Genomic DNA, 15,143 nt, shown 5'->3' on the forward strand with positions numbered 1-15,143 from the left:
GTTCATGTTTGCGCGATATCGTGTTCCGTGCACAGAACCGAGTACCAGTGTTCGAGCGTCAAATCCCTTCCGAGGGTGCCGAAGTCAACTGACATACCCGCGGCCCGCCACCGATCCACCAGCATTTGCAGCCGGATCGATTCGAGCCCGAGGTCGAGCAGATTCGTCTGGGGGGTCAGGTCCTCGGCATCGACGAACAGAACCTCGGCTATATCGTGGTCGATGCGTTTGCGCGTGAAGTGATTCATGTGTTCGATGATGTCAGCCCTGCCTGCGGACTCCGAGTTCGGAGCGGCGCACGAGCAGAGGTGTTCACGGGTGGGCTCGCAATGCACATCCACACCAGCACCAGCATCAGTCCGAGGACGTAAGCCGATCCGCCTATCGACTGCCACAGCGGGCGGTCGTACTGATAATTCGAGGTCTGAACGAAGAGCATCAGTTCGACGTACCAGGCAACGGTTCCGAGAATCCAGAGAGCTGCAAGGATTTTCCCGACTCGGGTGTGCCGCATCGGGCCATGCATGATCCATATCAACAAGGGGATGATCCACACCCAGTGATGGCTCCAGGCAAGGGGACTCAGTGCGCAGGTAGTGAGCTGAATGACGATCAAGGGTACGAAGTCGTCGTATCGATGTCGGTAGATCGCGACGATGGCGAGTGCGACAAGTGCGGTGGCGGCAAGAATCCACCACGTTCCTTGCCCGGCATCGTGTCCCATGAAGCGGCTCAGGGTTCCCCGGAGCGATTGATTGGCGACTGTTCCCACTCCACCGACCCGTTCGGGTACAGAAGCGATACCACCACCGAGGAAATAGTCGAACGTGTTCTGCGGCGAGATCGTCGTCGCTATCGCGATAGTCGCCGCGAACGTCACTGCAGCGGTCACCGCGGCCCCTACCCTTCGCCGAAGGAGGAAGTAGATTCCGGTCACAGCTGGTGTCAGTTTGAGTCCTGCCAGAAGGCCGACAATGATCCCCGACGTCGTATTCGCCCGAATGTATACGGCGACGAGTACTCCCGCCATGATGAAAACGGACACTTGGCCCTCGTAGAGGGTATGCCGGACGGGTGCTGTCCACAGGGCGGCGGCGGTCCACAGCAGCGAGATCGTCACCTGCGAGGAAGTCGTGAGTCTGTGATTGGTCACCAGCTTCAGGGCGAGCCAGATCGACGTCCACAGTGCAAGTCCCGTGGCGACCGACCACCCGATGGCAACGACGGGTAAGGGGATGAGCTGCAGAGGTCCGAAGATGATCGCAGCGAACGGCGGGTAGATGAACGGGATCAGAGTTCCGCCGTCACCGATCGGAAACAGTGACGTGTACAGACCTGGTTCCTTCAGCAGTCGACCGCCTTCGACATACACTCTCAGGTCGCCTGTGTAGAACGCTGGTGCTATCGAGTACATGAGCGCGGACAGCGCTAGAACCGAAGCGGTCAGGGCACTCAGTGCTACCGGGAGACTCGGTAGCCGTTTCCCGGGCCGCTGCGTTGACTCCGCATTCTCGAGAACATGACTCGGCACGGCGTCAATTGACCTGTCTGACTCGGTCCGACCAGAATTCGTCACGCAAGATTCTGCGAAGAATCTTTCCGCTCGGATTTCTCGGAATCTGTTGTACGAATTGATATCTGGTCGGGAGTTTGTACGATGCCAGATTCCCGGTCAGGTGCTTGGCCAAGTCACGCGTGGTGATTGTGGTGGTGGGTTCAGCGACGACGAACGCCAGGATCGTCTCTCCCCAACGCTCGTCCGGGATACCGATCACAGCTGCATCATGTACTGAAGGATGCGATGTCAGATGGTTCTCCACCTCGGCGGGGTACACATTTTCTCCGGCGACGATGATCATGTCTTTCACGCGATCGCAGATGAAGAGGTACCCGTCGCTGTCGAGATGCCCTGCATCCCCCGTACGTACCCATCCGGAAACGAGTGTGGCTGCCGTTTCTTCAGGGCGGTTCCAGTACTCGATCATCTGTGCCGGAGACCGTAGATAGACTTCGCCGATTTGTCCTTGTTCGACCGGTACGCCGTTCTCGTCGAGTATCTGGATGTCCACGCCGGGGTACGGCCGTCCAGCTGCGGCGATGCGAATCATGTCGACGTGGTGTTCCTCCGGTGGAAGACACAGTGCGGTGTTGCCGGTTTCGGTGAGTCCGTATATCTGAACGAGCTCGCAGTCGAAGGTTTCGATGGCACGGGCCAGGAGTCTGTGTCCGACAGGTGAGCCGCCGTAGACGATTTTGCGGACGGTCTCGAAGTCGGAGGGGTGCGCGTCCGGTTCCGAGAGCAACATCAGCATCATCGCTGGAACGAGGCACGTTGTCGTCACTGAATGTCGACGAATGGCCGCAAGTGCTCCTGAGCCAGTGAAGGTAGGAAGAAACACGTTTGATGCTGCGGCGTTCAACCCTTGAGTTGCCCACCAAAGGCCGCCGATATGGAAGACAGGGAGAGCGTTGAGGCTGATGTCGTCAGCTCTCCAGTCGATCCAGTCCAATTCATCCGATTTCAGCTGGTCGGCGATCGCGGTGAAGGTCCGCTCCGCCAAGACGACCCCTTTGGGTCGACCCGTGGTTCCGCTCGTGTACATCTGTGCCAATGGCGTTTCGGTGTCGTTCGATGAACGAATCGGCATCGACGAGGGTGTGTCTCGCCAGCGTTCGTACTCAGCACCGAGGTCGATGACCGTCTCGGGCCACGCAGACGTTGGAGCGCTGACCGCCTTGTCTACAAACAAGATTCGAGCGTCGCTGTCGCGGAGTATCTCGTCCAACTCGAGGGGCGCGAGTTTGGTGTTGAGCGGGACGGCGACCGCTCCGATCATGGAGCAGGCGTACAGCAGGTCGAAGAACGCTGCGGTGTCTCGTGCGAGGTACGCGACTCGATCTCCTCGCGATACCGATTGTGTGAGGAGCGAATTGGCAGCGCGAACGGCGCGTGCGTGCAGCTCACCGAAAGTCACTCGTTCGTGATCGTCGACGATTGCCACCCGATGTGGGACGGCGAGTGCATTTCGCGCGAGAATACCAGCAAGAGTGCGTGGTTGATCGTGTGTCATCAGAAGTCTTGTGCGCGTGGGGGGTCGAGGATGACGATGGACACGTCTCCCGATGCCTGCCCTCCGTTGTCGTCACTGAACTGGATGCGAGTTTCGACGGTGATCAAGGGTTGTGATCGATTTCGGAATCCGATGTCCATGATGGTCATCTCGCCGAAGTAGTTGCGTGAGTTGATCGGTTTGGAGTACTTGCTGCTCATTTTGTGTATCAGGATGTTCGGAAGTTGACGTGGCCAGTAGTCCGCGAGGGACCACCCGGAGAATTCCGGCAAAGTGGAATCCCGAATACACGCGGCCAGCGTGTAGTAGAAGAGCTGATTGTACGAGATATTGAATTCGACGGCGTTGAAGTGACCGGTCTCTTCGATGTAACACGACTCGGCGATCGAGAATTGTCCCCTCCCCACAACATGGGCATCGACGATGTCGACGCTGCTGCCTTTGAGGTAGACGCAACCTTTGCCGGCGTATGGCCGCATGGTTCGGTCGAGCAGTCCTTGATCCGAGATGGAACGGTCATCCTCGTTCACGGTCGAATCGAGTGATGGGAAATCAATCGTCATGGTCTCAAGCCGCCTTCGTAGGGGCCGAAAGCGGGTGGGCGTCGTGCACGGTGACACGGAAGGACACGGTCGCTTCGGGAGTGCTGGTATGGAGAGCGCGATGAATCAGAGTCCTGTTGTCCCACAGCAGGATGTCTCCGGGTTCATAGGACTGGAGGAAAATATTGGGGTGGGTGAACGTGAGGTCGAGTTGTCCGCTCGCCTCCAGCAGCTCTGTGAGGAGTTCTTTGGGCAGCGAATCGCCGCCTCGCCCCTCCATCGCGTACGTAAATGCTTCGGTGACGTAGAGGATCGGTTCTCCGGTGACCGGGTGACTCAATACCGTGGGCCACAACTGCGCCGGGGTCTTTTCTTCGACTTCTTCCATGATTTCACCGAGGGGCCGATATACATCGGTCGGGCGGATTTTGACGTAGCGGCGGGAGGAATTCCACGAATACGTGGAATCGACAGCGGCTTTCAGATCTGAGTTGAGACTGTTGTACGCCTGCGCCATGTCGATGAAGTACGTTCCGCGGTTTTGCGAGGGCAGGACCTGGGGATAGATCAACGTGATTGCGTACGGATCGGGCATGAACTGGTAGTCGCTGTGCCAGAACTTGCCGGTTTTGGGGACACCGACAGGCTTCCCTTCGGCGGGCACATTGGACGAGACGAAGATCTCGTCATGCTCTGGGTGGTGATACATCGGTTCGTAATACACAGAGGGAGTTCCGAATTCACGTCCCAGCGCGATGAAGTCGGGTGGGCTGAGCGCCTGCTCTTTAAGAAGTACGATCTTGTCGCGGTAGACATGGTTGCGCAATGTTGCATAGTCCGCGTCCGACGCTGTTTTCGGGTCGAATCCATGCACCTGGACACCCCGTCGAACATTCGGTTGCGGCGTGACGAGCATCGAACACCTACTTACTTGAGATAGTTCGCTCGGAGCCGGCTGCGCCCAACCTGGCCCCTGAACGGGTGAAGTCTGTCAGTGCAGTAGTCGACGGACTCGGCGGAATGGTTCCACCCCATCTGGTAACGATTAGATAACGAGCACTTGTTGCGGCGCCGACTACACGAACTTGGAGGCCAGTATGTCGAGGACTTCCGGATTTGCGATCATCGACAGGTGATCGCCGGGTACGTCGATGATCTCGCCGCCTCCAGCGAGGAAGCTCGGCCAAAATTCACGCTGTTCACGGGTGTGTTTCGTCAACAAAACCGTCGCATCCCCGCCCCACGGACGTAGGTGATGCCGGCGCTGGGCCCGTACGGCCAACTCCCAGAAAATATGCTTCTGAGTGCCCAGTCGATATCTGAGCATTCCCGCTCCCGCGAGTCGTGCATGTACTCCAATTCGCTGCCCGAGACTACGGATTCTCCCGGCGGTGGGCACAGCAGTATCTACGGCGTGTAGCTCGTTCACGAACGAGTCGTCGTGCTCTGTCCACGCTTTCAGAGAAGCATCTGCGTCGACGACGGTGTCGAGCATGATCAGCTCCGCGACCTGTTCACCGGCTTCTTCCAGCGCTCGAGCAACTTCCAACGCCACAATGCCGCCGAATGAATGCCCGAGCAGCAAGTACGGTCCGTGCGGCTGTACAGCACGCACCTCGCGCACGTGGCGCCGCGCAGCATGCGCTACCGTTCGCGTCGGCAATGCTCGGCTCTCTATTCCGTGCGCCTGCAGCGAATAGACCGAGATCGCCGCAGGAAGCGCCCTCGCCAAGGGAACGAAGTACGCACTCGTCGAACCGGCACCGGCAAAGCAGAAAACCGTCGGAGCGCGTGTGCCGTGCTGCAACTTCACGCAAGCGCTGGCACGTTGTGTAAAGCGTGCCCTGTGCGACGAATCGAGGCGCTCGGCCAACTCCGCCACGGTCGGATCATCGACGAAATCAGCGGCCGCGATCGAGGTAGGAAGCCTCGATCGAGACATGGCGATCATCGACTCCGCGGCAAGTGACGTCCCACCGAGATCGGAGAATCGGTCACCGGGACCGATCGGAGCAATCCCGAGCACCTCACTCCAGATACGTGCGATCTCCTGCTCTGTGAGATTCGGTTCGCTGTTAGAATTGACGGCCATATGACCTCCTGGTCACGAGAAGTAAGAACGTGCCGGCAGACCGCCACAGCACTGACTTCGGTGCGAATCATCTTGAGCCCGTTTGGGGAATCCCTGTCCGGGTATCGGCGCCGAGCACCTGTGCCATACACTACCCATGCGCCCTGCCGAGATTTCTTGCCCCGGAATACGAACTCGACAGACCATTCTGCCCGAGAGCTCCGCCGAGCATATGCGTGCTCCTGCGCTCTCCGCACTATGAAGGACCTCCTTGATGCCGAGCATCGACGGACAACATCGATCACGACCTTCCGCACCGCCGGAGCCCTCTGCTGCACGTCCGCGAATTTCCAACATGGAGATCGATTCCGGATCATTGATGCTCGCCAGCGTCGTCAATGGCTTACTCGGACTGGTTTTCTGGGCGGCCGCCGCGCGTTTGTACCCGACTGAGGAAATCGGACGCGCGACCACCGTGATCAACGCAGCGGTGATGATCGGAACGATTTCGAACCTGAGTCTCGGCCCACTCTACGAGCGTTTCCTCCCGCAATCCGGGGAACGGGGTGGTGCGTTGATCGTCAAAGGTCACCTTGTCACTGCATTGATCGCGATCATCCTCAGCGGTGCGTTCCTCGTATTCGGGCCGACCGAACACCTCTTCACCGATACGCTTCAGATGGCGCTGTTCCCACTGTGTTCAGTGGTGCTCGGAGCCTTCGCACTCGACGACTCGATTCTCGTCGGGCTCCGACGAGGACGGTGGGCCGCAGCGAAGAACATCTTCCACGCCACCGCGAAGCTGGTTGCCATTGTCGCCCTGTCCCATTCGGTCGATTCGACATTGATCGTCTCCGGCTGGGTGGTGCCAGCAGCCATCGCAGTCTGTGTCATTCAATGCGCAATCTTCTTCCGTGGCGGGTTTCTGCGACACCACCGCTCACTACAGGATCGGATGCCGTCGCGTGGTTCGCTGCTCAAGGATTTCGGTTCGCTGTACGGAATAGTCATCATCAACTCACTCGCACCGTTCCTCCTTCCTCTCCTGGTTGTGTCGACGTTGGGAGTGACAGAGGCAGCGTATTTTGCAATGTCGTGGACGATGATCTCGGCGGTGACGCTTGTGATGGCCATGATCTCAGGCCCCTTCGTCGCTGAAGCTGCCGCCAACCCCGAGGACCTTCGTGATCTGCTCCTGCGCCAGCTACGACTGTTGGCCGCCGTTGCGCTGGCAGGGTTCGTCTTTCTCGCCTTCATCGCGCCCTTCGCTCTGGGCCTGGTGGGGACGGAATATGCCGACCACGGGGCAGCTTTGCTCCGGTCCATGGCAGTGGTGCAGATACTGTCGATCCCTGGATTCGTCTTCGGCGGACTCGCACGGGTCTATCGGCGACTGGGATACGCCCTTGCCCTGCAGATCACCATCGCCCTTGCTGTCGTCGTGTCGGCCTGGCTGATGCTGCCGCACTTCGGTATCTCGTCAGTCGGCTACGCCTACGTCGGCGTCGAATTCCTCATGATCCTGGGAGTTGCTCTGCCCCTTCGCAGAATGGTGGCGGACGCCATGCACACGCCGTCTCCGCATCCCCATGTGACGATTGGAAACCGATGACAAAATCATCGCCTCATATCAGCGTTGTGATTCCGGCATTCAACGCCGAAGAATTTATCGTGCACGCCATCGAAAGTGTAGTGCGGCAGTCCTACTCGAACATCGAGATCATCGTCGTCGACGATGGGTCGCACGACGGCACTCGAGCGGCAGTGAACAGTTTCGGCGATCCTCGGATCCGGGTCATCACCCAGGGGCACCATGGTGTCGTCTCAGCGGCCAATCGTGGTTTCGACGAATCACGAGGCGAATACGTCGCTCGTGTGGACTCCGACGACGTGATGATGCCCGGGCGCTTGGCGGCGCAGCTTGGTTTTCTCGAGTCGCATCGCGATACGGCAGTGTGTGGCACCGCCTACGAGCTGTTCGGCGCAGCGTCGGGCTACGTCCGGATGCCTCTCTCGGACCGAGCGTGCCGTCAGCGACTTCTGCTGGCCACGTGCTTTGCTCAGTCTTCGGTCATGCTGCGAAAATCCGTCCTGGACAAGAACAGCCTGAGTTACCGTGCGCACACTGACGGGCTTGGCGAGGACTATCAATTGTGGTGCGAAATAAGCGAACACGGCCGAATGGCCAATCTCCCTATGCTCGGATTACGTTATCGCGTGCATCCGCACCAAGCCAGCACAATCCATTGGAATCGGCTGGTGTCGAACTATATTCGAATCTCCACCGAACACGCTGCACGTGCCGGTCGTCGCCCGTTGTCGCCCGCAGATCTGATGGCACTGACGAAGCCGATGTCGAAGACAACCGGTGATACATCTGCAACCAATCCCTCGATGACCGGTGTCATCCTCGCCGCCGCCCGAGCCGTCCGCCGCGCACCGGGTGTCGAGACCACTCGCTTCACCGCTCGGTGCGCTTTCGAACGCTTCTCCGAACTGCGAGCCCTCGATGAGTGATCGGGCATGTCCGCCGAAAGCTGCATCGGTCGACGTGGTAATACCCATGCACAACTGTGAGCACTACCTCGACGAATGTGTGAACAGTATCCTCACACAAACTGTCGTACCGACCACCGTTGTGCTGGTTGACGACTGCTCCACCGACAATTCCTGCGAGGTCGCCGAGCGCCTCGCCCTGAATTCGCAGGTAGATGTAGTTGTTCTGCGACTCGAGTCCAACGTGGGCCCTGGCGCCGCCCGCAATATCGGCTTGACCCGGTGCTCGTCGGAATTCGTGTGGTTCGTCGATGCGGATGACCGTGCCGATTGCAACTTCATCAGCACGATGACTTCTTCCATCGGGCACGCTGACTTCGGGGTCTGCCGAACGCGCCGCATCGATGAAGGCGGAGGACTCGATGAAATCGACGAGCCCCCATTTCTCAACAATTCGGTTTCGGGTACCGGATATGCGCATATGCTGCTGACCGGGCGCGCTCGCGCCTATCCCCCAACCAAGCTGTTCAGGCGCTCGCGCCTCGGATATGCACCATGGGACGAGCGACGCTGCTACGAGGACTTCGCTCCGACGCTGCGCATGTCATTGGCCGCGCGCACAGTGTCACTGGTCAACTGCCCTTTGTATCAGTATCGGAGACGCTCGAACTCCTCCTCGATGGTCTTCTCCGAAAACACATTCGGATTGCTGGCCATGCACGAGGACGTCCTTTCGCTACTCCACGAGAGAGGACTGCGCACTCAATGGGATCGACAGGTGCTCGACTTCACCTACCGTGAAGTACTCATCCCGCTTGCGAATATGGCGATGCGCGCAGAACACAACGATCCGGTCAGTTCGGTTGCCCGACAACTGATTTCTCGTGCTCGCGCGGATGTTTCGAACAGAGTCCGGCTCGCCGACCTGATGAAGCTTGCGACAGCGGGGAAACCGGGCATCGCCATCCGCGGGGCGCTCCTGACCGCTACTCCTGGCATCTATTCCCGGATTCTCCGCTGGCGCTGATCCACACACTGATTCGCATCGATACCTGACGAACATGGGAGAAGGAGGACGGGTGGGGAACGATAGTCCTACCGCAACAGCGCTCGCGCAGATATTTGAAGATGCCCTGGGTGTCACCGATGTAGTTTCCACCGACACTTTCGTCGAACTCGGAGGCAGTTCCCTCCAAGTCGTCGAAGTGCTCGCGGCGATACAACAGAGACTGTCCGTACGTCCGACTATCGGCGACTTCGCTGCTCATCCCAGCATCACTCAATTGGCAGACCGGATCGACCAGCTGGCGGCGAAACGATTCGGCGACGCTGGATCGATAGCGACCGCACTTCGCGAGTCATCCGGCACTGCAGATGAACCAGCATTGTTCTGTATCGCAGGCTCCGGAGGCAGCGTGTGGTCCTTTGTTCCGCTCGCCGCCGGTGTTCCTCCCTCATTACCTGTCTACGCGTTTCAGCAGAAGGGGCTCGAGTTCCGAGCACTGCCAGACTGGACCATGCGTCAACTCGTACGCCGGGTGACATCGATGATTCGCGAGATCCAGCCGCACGGACCTTATCGTCTGCTCGGGCACTCGATGGGTGGTGTGGCTGCGCTCGAAGTAGCGAGGCGACTCGAACGGGAGGGCGAAAGCGTCGATTTCGTCGTACTTCTCGATGCCACTGTGCCCACACGAAGCCGAAAGTCCACACCTCTGGGGGCAAGTGCGGACCCTCGAGCAGACCGCTGTTGGGCTTCGAGGATTCGGTTGTACGGCGATCTTCTCTCCGCCGGCCTGATCCGCCGGCCGCTGGGACGGCAGCAAGAAGTGTTCTACGAACTCGGATTGCGCGTACAGAACAACCACGAACTCGCCCCCTGGAATGGGCGCGTACTCATGATCGGAACGGCCGACACGATTCATGATCGTTCCTTCTGGAACGGCATTCTCCTCGGCGACGTCGCCTTCATCGAAACGTCCGGCGATCACATGTCAGTCATCAGGGACGAAAAGACCGTGCACGTGATTGCCGATGAAATCGCCGCGCAACTTCGTCGACGAACAGATCTTGACGACCACGAAATCTGAGCACAGACCGCGGAACGCGTTCGCCGGGAGCACGGCAGGGCGCTCACTACGAACAAGCATCGAGATGGCTGAGACGATGCGGGCGTGCTCACACCATGGCGGCCATCATGATCGCCATTCCTGCCGCCATCGCTACCTCACTGATCGAAGCGACGGAGGGTGTCGTCCAGAATCCGGACGTCGGCCGCTGGCGCTCGGTGAAGTAGCGATACAACCAGACAACCGTGGCGAGAGCGAAGACTGCGGCGAGGATACCGGTGATCGCAGTGATCCACGCAGGCATCGACTCTGCGGCAAGGCTGTGCCCACTATGCTCGGCGCCCATGTCCATACCGGGCATGGGCTCCGCAGCCTCACCGGCGGAGCCGGAGCCGTGGGAGTGGCCTGTCGAGCCTGGCAGCCACCCTGCCATGGAGATGATCATCCACAGCATCGACGCCATCATCAACACGTGGTACCAGCGCACCCCCCCGAGGTGCTCGTGATCGCCCGAGGCGACCTTGCCGGAGCTGTTTCGCCTCATCGCCGAGACGAAAAACCAGGCGAGAGCCGCAGCGAAGAAGATCGCTTGGACAAGCGGAATTCCGAAACCGCCAGGCCACGCCATTGCTGCCATGGACACGCACATGATCAGGTGAATCCCGTGATCGATACGTGCTGTTGTCGGCTCGGTCCGAGTCACGCGATATGCGCTGTATACGCCGGCGAAGACGAAGACTGCCGTGATTACCCATCGCAGGGCAGGATCAGTGATCACGGTGCTCCTCGGAGAGTTCGTACTGCTCTCGAGAGGGGTCATGCGCAGTCGTCGACGGTATCTGGGATCCGGCTCCGGGCACGGAAACACGGCTTCGGCTTCGTAGTCCGAGAAGGACGTCCACGGCAACGAAGGCTGCCAAGGATATGCCCAGAAGCGGTAGGTACCAGCCGAGAACGGCAACAACCAGTACCGCTGACACTGCCGCCCACACCGGCATGCGAGTAAGTGCACCACGTGGCGGCACCGAGCCGAATGACAGACCCGCCGCTCGCGGTGGGCGTCGGAGCCACCACAGTCGGTACCCACGCACGATCACCGAGATCAAACCGATGGCAGTCAGTGCGAGAAGAATCTGGTTGACCAGGCCGAAGAGAATGCCCATGTGTGCATCGATGGTCCAGTTCGTCATCTTCGCCATCACAGGCCAGTCGGCGAAGTCGACACGGTCGACCACGTTTCCTATCGCGGGATCGACTGCGACGGAGTCGTATCGGGTGGGCCAGTCCCGCTTGCGTTCGGATACCGTCCAGGCCGTGCTCGAATCTGCGGGAGGAAAGATCCGCAGGGGGCTCTGCAGGCCGGCGCCCCGAGCGGCCGCGTCGACTCCGTTGATGCCGACACCGTCGGTCATGACCTCGTCGGATGCTGGCAGTGCCGCCAGTCCGCCATGATCACCATGTGCACCAGCACCCGATGCCGACACATCGGGGGTCAGCGCGGTGGTCACCGCAGGACTTGTCCAGCTCAGGGCGGTGCGGACGTCACCGATGGTCTCGCCGGCATAGCGCGACCAGGTCAGTCCAGTCGCGGAGAGAAGGAGCAGCGCAGCAACGATCCATACGCCGACTGCTCCGTGCCAGGAAAGCACCCGCCGACGCCCGCTTTTCGACAGGTCCGGCAGCATCGCAGCCCGCAGAGATTGCTTGCGTTGACGAATTCGGGCGATCCACAGTACTAGACCGCCGAGAGCAACTACCCACAGCCAGCTTGCCGCGAGCTCGCTGTAGTTGCGGCCTACTTCACCGAGGTGGAGATTGCGGTGCAGTTCGTCGATCCAAGCGCGGACCGGTAGCCATTCACCGTACGTTGTCAGCGCGCCGCGAACATCGCCTGTGTACGGATCGACGAACACCGTGCGCCCGTAGTCCGGGGGAACATCGTCCACGGCGAGTATCACCCGGGTGGTGCCGTCAGGGGACGTCGGTGGGCGGACTTCGGTGATCGTGCCCTCGGGGTGAGCTGTCCTTGCTGCGGAGACTTGGTCGCTGAGAGGAATTGCCTGTTGGCCGACGTTTTCGACGGTCAATTCGTGGCGGTGAACGATCTTCTCGAGCTGGGGCGTCATGGTGTACAACAGTCCGGTGACCGCTGCAATGAGCAGAAAGGGTCCCACCAAGATACCTGCGTAAAAGTGCAGTCTCATCACGAAAGGCCTGATCCGAGTCCATAGGCCCGGTTCTCGGGCGGTGCGGGGCGAGGTCGAACCGGGTGTCTCCGGCTGCGCGGGATCGAGATGTCCTGTGGACATGACGGCACAAACTTTCTGCTCTGCGCGCCACATTGCTTGGCGTCTGGTCGTCCCACAAGTCGGTGGGACGGGCAAAAAGTTCCAGCCCTCGAACAAAAATTTCGATTCCGCTCTCCGGCGACCTATGCGAGGAAGCGTTTCGGCGACTTACATCCCGTCCACGGATGCGTAGCTACGAAGATTGCGTTGATTGTCTTCGAAGTTTCGGGGCAGAAGGACAGCAAGACCGGATAGGAACAGCTCTTCCAGAGTCTCCGGGTCGGCGAGGTTCTCTCTTGCGATCACACGGATGCGTGAAAGTGTTCCGCAGTCTCGGGAGGCGAAATTCACGTCCGGGCTCGCGTACTGTCGCCGACGGACCAATGTCACACTCGCCGCGGTTTCCTCGACATGAAAAGCTGGACTGAAGCTCAACAGCTCAGGTGACAAGCGGAGCCGGTCGACATGATCGAAACCTCGGAAGCGGTCCTGATCGACCGCCAGTACGTTGATCTCGACGTCACGAGGGCTGGACACAGCTTCATCGACATCGCCGGATTCGAAATTCCATTGCGGCGATAACAGGTAATCCGCCGGGGCCCCGGAGACATCGAACCCGAGGGATCGGTCCGTGACGATTCGTCGAAACATAGGAACGTAATCGCGGATGTGCTCGAGGAAATTCTGGCTGTAGCGGTAGTACCGGTAGGGATCGATACGCAACGCGCCGCTATCCATCGCCCAGATGGAATCGAACAGCGTCCATCCGGTCCTATCAGTCACGCGTACTGCTTCCTCGATGAAGAACTTTTGTGCCGGGATTTCGGGCAGACAGGTGGAGGAGAACACCCCGTCGAAATATCCGTCGACGAACGGCCAATCGAATTGGACGTCATGGCATATGAAGTCGGCGTCGGTCCCGATGAGTTCTCGCACCACCAGAAGGTTGGTCAGCTGTCCATCCATGCAGATGAGGTTGTCCGGCTGCGGGCCTATGCTGCCGAGCAAGTTTTCGAACACTCCGTGCCCACAGCAAACTGACAGTACTCGGCCACCGATCGGAAGGTGCCGAAGTGCGAGAGCGGTGGCGCTGGCCCGGACGGAAAAGAATCTTTGCAGGTAGTAGGAGTGGAGTTGCTCATCTCGGTGCCCGGCGGGGTCCCGGCGACGCGTGAGTTGTCGACCTGCGGTGCGAGCTCGATGCACCAACTGGTGTGCTGCTCGCACCGACCGTGCATTGCTCGGGCGTCTCATGCGGTCTCCGAGTGATCGGCGAGTTCCGATGTCGCCAAGCACCTCGAAGTCCGCTGCCGCGGTCAGTTCGCGGTCGATGGCGGGCGCGAGAATTCGATCGAGGTCGGTCGCGAAGTCGAGGTAGGTCGAATAGTGCCCGTTGATGAGTTTGGCAACGATCGGTGCATGTCGTGCGATCCATTCTTTGAGTCCGTCTACATCTCCCGCCCGCAGGTGTTCGATTGCCGTGATCTGCAGTGCGGCGTGCGGGGTCAGTACGTCTTCAGGTCCGCCGTAGTTCTTCGCAAGACTGAGTAGAAGCACGCCGTCGACCACAGGGAATTCGAAACTTTCCGAGCGTACAAGCCCGTATTTCAGCTCATCCGCTTCGGTTTCCACTGCGTGCGATACGGTCATCTCACTGCCGGTGTAGGGGCAGCGAAGCTCTGTGATTGTCGAAAGCTTCATCGCGTGGCCTCGTATGCTCTCAGCGGTTCATGGCGTCTCAATGGGCGCAGCGTTCGGTCATGCTGGGGCATAGACGCTCACCCAGTCGATTTCTATTTTCGTACTCGCAGGACTGCCTGCGACAGGGCAGCCGGGGAGTCCGTTTTCGACGGCCTTCTCGCAACCTCCGGCTTGCGCCTGCAAACCCAGCCACATCGGGATGTCGGGAACTCTGTCGCCTCGTTCCACGCCCCAGACCGCACCATTGAGCGTGTACCGGATTTCCCCGGGAACCCATTCCACTCCAACGGTATTCCACTGAGTAAAGTCGCCTGAAACAGATTGCTGATTCTTGCGTTGGATGCCATGGTCGTCCACCCAGTGCACGAAGGCATCCAGGTGCCGCCGGGGGCCGCCGAAGCTCTCCGCGAAATCGATCTCCGGGGGCCACTGTTCGTTCTGAGGCCAGAGCAGGAAGTGTAAGGTGACATCGTCACTGGCATCGGCCCGGAATCGGACGTCCCACTTTCCGTACTTCTGGGCTCGTGGCCAGTTCGATACGCCACCGGTTACCGTGCGCCCCCCTAGCTTCGTGCTCTCGAGCGTCAACATGCCGTCTTCGACGTGAACCTGTTCCGGTGACCACTGACTGTACTGGTCACCACCCGGCGTTCCCGAGTACCTACTCCATTGCCCTCCGAGGGTGGGGTTGGTGAAGTCGTCTCGAAATATTTGGCGCCAGCCCGGTATATCGCCTTGTGGGGCTGGAACTCCGGACGGCGGCTCTGGCGCCGTATCGACAGATCCGGCGGCGGCGAACGATGGCAGCTTCAGGTCGCACGAGACGACGAGGAGAGCGGCCACCCCTACAGTTGCGAGAGCGGTGGCTATCCGCATCGACCGCCGCGAGAACCGCTCACGAGATA

General features: G+C 59.7%; 14 protein-coding genes. 4 read left to right on the plus strand and 10 right to left on the minus strand.

Going from position 1 to position 15,143, the window contains the following annotated elements; genetic code table 11:
* Positions 1-2: 2 nt before the first annotated feature.
* From ACVZUB_RS31045 to ACVZUB_RS31070, 6 genes are all read right to left on the minus strand, one after another.
* On the minus strand, positions 3-248 hold the full coding sequence (locus ACVZUB_RS31045; RefSeq protein ID WP_482628881.1) for a phosphopantetheine-binding protein: 246 nt from the start codon (positions 246-248) through the stop codon (positions 3-5).
* Positions 245-1,372, minus strand: coding sequence for a glycosyltransferase 87 family protein (locus ACVZUB_RS31050; protein WP_482628882.1), 1,128 nt, complete (start codon positions 1,370-1,372; stop codon positions 245-247). Before ACVZUB_RS31050 ends, ACVZUB_RS31045 begins: the two co-directional genes overlap by 4 nt.
* A gap of 163 nt (positions 1,373-1,535) precedes the next feature.
* Positions 1,536-3,071, minus strand: a complete 1,536-nt coding sequence (locus ACVZUB_RS31055) for a long-chain-fatty-acid--CoA ligase (RefSeq protein WP_482628883.1) — start codon at positions 3,069-3,071, stop codon at positions 1,536-1,538.
* Positions 3,071-3,634, minus strand: coding sequence for an FcoT family thioesterase (locus tag ACVZUB_RS31060; RefSeq protein WP_482628884.1), 564 nt, complete (start codon positions 3,632-3,634; stop codon positions 3,071-3,073). The genes ACVZUB_RS31055 and ACVZUB_RS31060 overlap by 1 nt, the downstream gene beginning before the upstream one ends.
* Positions 3,635-3,638: 4 nt before the next feature.
* Positions 3,639-4,529, minus strand: coding sequence for a (3R)-3-[(carboxymethyl)amino]fatty acid oxygenase/decarboxylase (scoE, locus tag ACVZUB_RS31065; RefSeq protein WP_482628885.1), 891 nt, complete (start codon positions 4,527-4,529; stop codon positions 3,639-3,641).
* Between the two features lie 159 nt (positions 4,530-4,688).
* Positions 4,689-5,705: a thioesterase domain-containing protein gene (locus ACVZUB_RS31070; protein WP_482628886.1), complete on the minus strand. Its 1,017-nt coding sequence runs from the start codon at positions 5,703-5,705 to the stop codon at positions 4,689-4,691.
* A gap of 253 nt (positions 5,706-5,958) precedes the next feature.
* Between ACVZUB_RS31070 and ACVZUB_RS31075 the strand changes: the two genes are divergently transcribed.
* From ACVZUB_RS31075 to ACVZUB_RS31090, 4 genes are read left to right on the plus strand one after another with little or no spacing between them, the layout of a single operon-like run.
* Complete coding sequence (locus tag ACVZUB_RS31075) at positions 5,959-7,296, plus strand: lipopolysaccharide biosynthesis protein (RefSeq protein ID WP_482628887.1); 1,338 nt, start codon at positions 5,959-5,961, stop codon at positions 7,294-7,296.
* The gene (locus tag ACVZUB_RS31080) at positions 7,293-8,201 is read left to right on the plus strand and encodes a glycosyltransferase family 2 protein (protein WP_482628888.1); all 909 of its coding nucleotides are present in this window, start codon (positions 7,293-7,295) and stop codon (positions 8,199-8,201) included. The genes ACVZUB_RS31075 and ACVZUB_RS31080 overlap by 4 nt, the downstream gene beginning before the upstream one ends.
* The gene (locus tag ACVZUB_RS31085) at positions 8,194-9,207 is read left to right on the plus strand and encodes a glycosyltransferase family 2 protein (RefSeq protein WP_482628889.1); all 1,014 of its coding nucleotides are present in this window, start codon (positions 8,194-8,196) and stop codon (positions 9,205-9,207) included. Before ACVZUB_RS31080 ends, ACVZUB_RS31085 begins: the two co-directional genes overlap by 8 nt.
* Positions 9,208-9,259: 52 nt before the next feature.
* Positions 9,260-10,270 (plus strand): thioesterase domain-containing protein, encoded by a 1,011-nt coding sequence (locus ACVZUB_RS31090; RefSeq protein WP_482628890.1) that lies wholly within the window; start codon positions 9,260-9,262, stop codon positions 10,268-10,270.
* Between the two features lie 88 nt (positions 10,271-10,358).
* Here ACVZUB_RS31090 and ACVZUB_RS31095 read toward each other — a convergent pair whose 3' ends face one another.
* From ACVZUB_RS31095 to ACVZUB_RS31110, 4 genes are all read right to left on the minus strand, one after another.
* Positions 10,359-11,027, minus strand: a complete 669-nt coding sequence (locus tag ACVZUB_RS31095; protein WP_482628891.1) for a DUF5134 domain-containing protein — start codon at positions 11,025-11,027, stop codon at positions 10,359-10,361.
* Positions 11,017-12,591: a PepSY-associated TM helix domain-containing protein gene (locus ACVZUB_RS31100; protein WP_482628892.1), complete on the minus strand. Its 1,575-nt coding sequence runs from the start codon at positions 12,589-12,591 to the stop codon at positions 11,017-11,019. The genes ACVZUB_RS31095 and ACVZUB_RS31100 overlap by 11 nt, the downstream gene beginning before the upstream one ends.
* Before the next feature lie 114 nt (positions 12,592-12,705).
* Positions 12,706-14,187: a class I SAM-dependent methyltransferase gene (locus tag ACVZUB_RS31105; RefSeq protein ID WP_482628893.1), complete on the minus strand. Its 1,482-nt coding sequence runs from the start codon at positions 14,185-14,187 to the stop codon at positions 12,706-12,708.
* Positions 14,188-14,295: 108 nt separating this feature from the next.
* On the minus strand, positions 14,296-15,081 hold the full coding sequence (locus ACVZUB_RS31110) for a glycoside hydrolase family 16 protein (protein WP_482628894.1): 786 nt from the start codon (positions 15,079-15,081) through the stop codon (positions 14,296-14,298).
* Positions 15,082-15,143 lie beyond the last annotated feature (62 nt).

The sequence above is a fragment of the Rhodococcus sp. OS5 genome, from assembly GCF_056837585.1.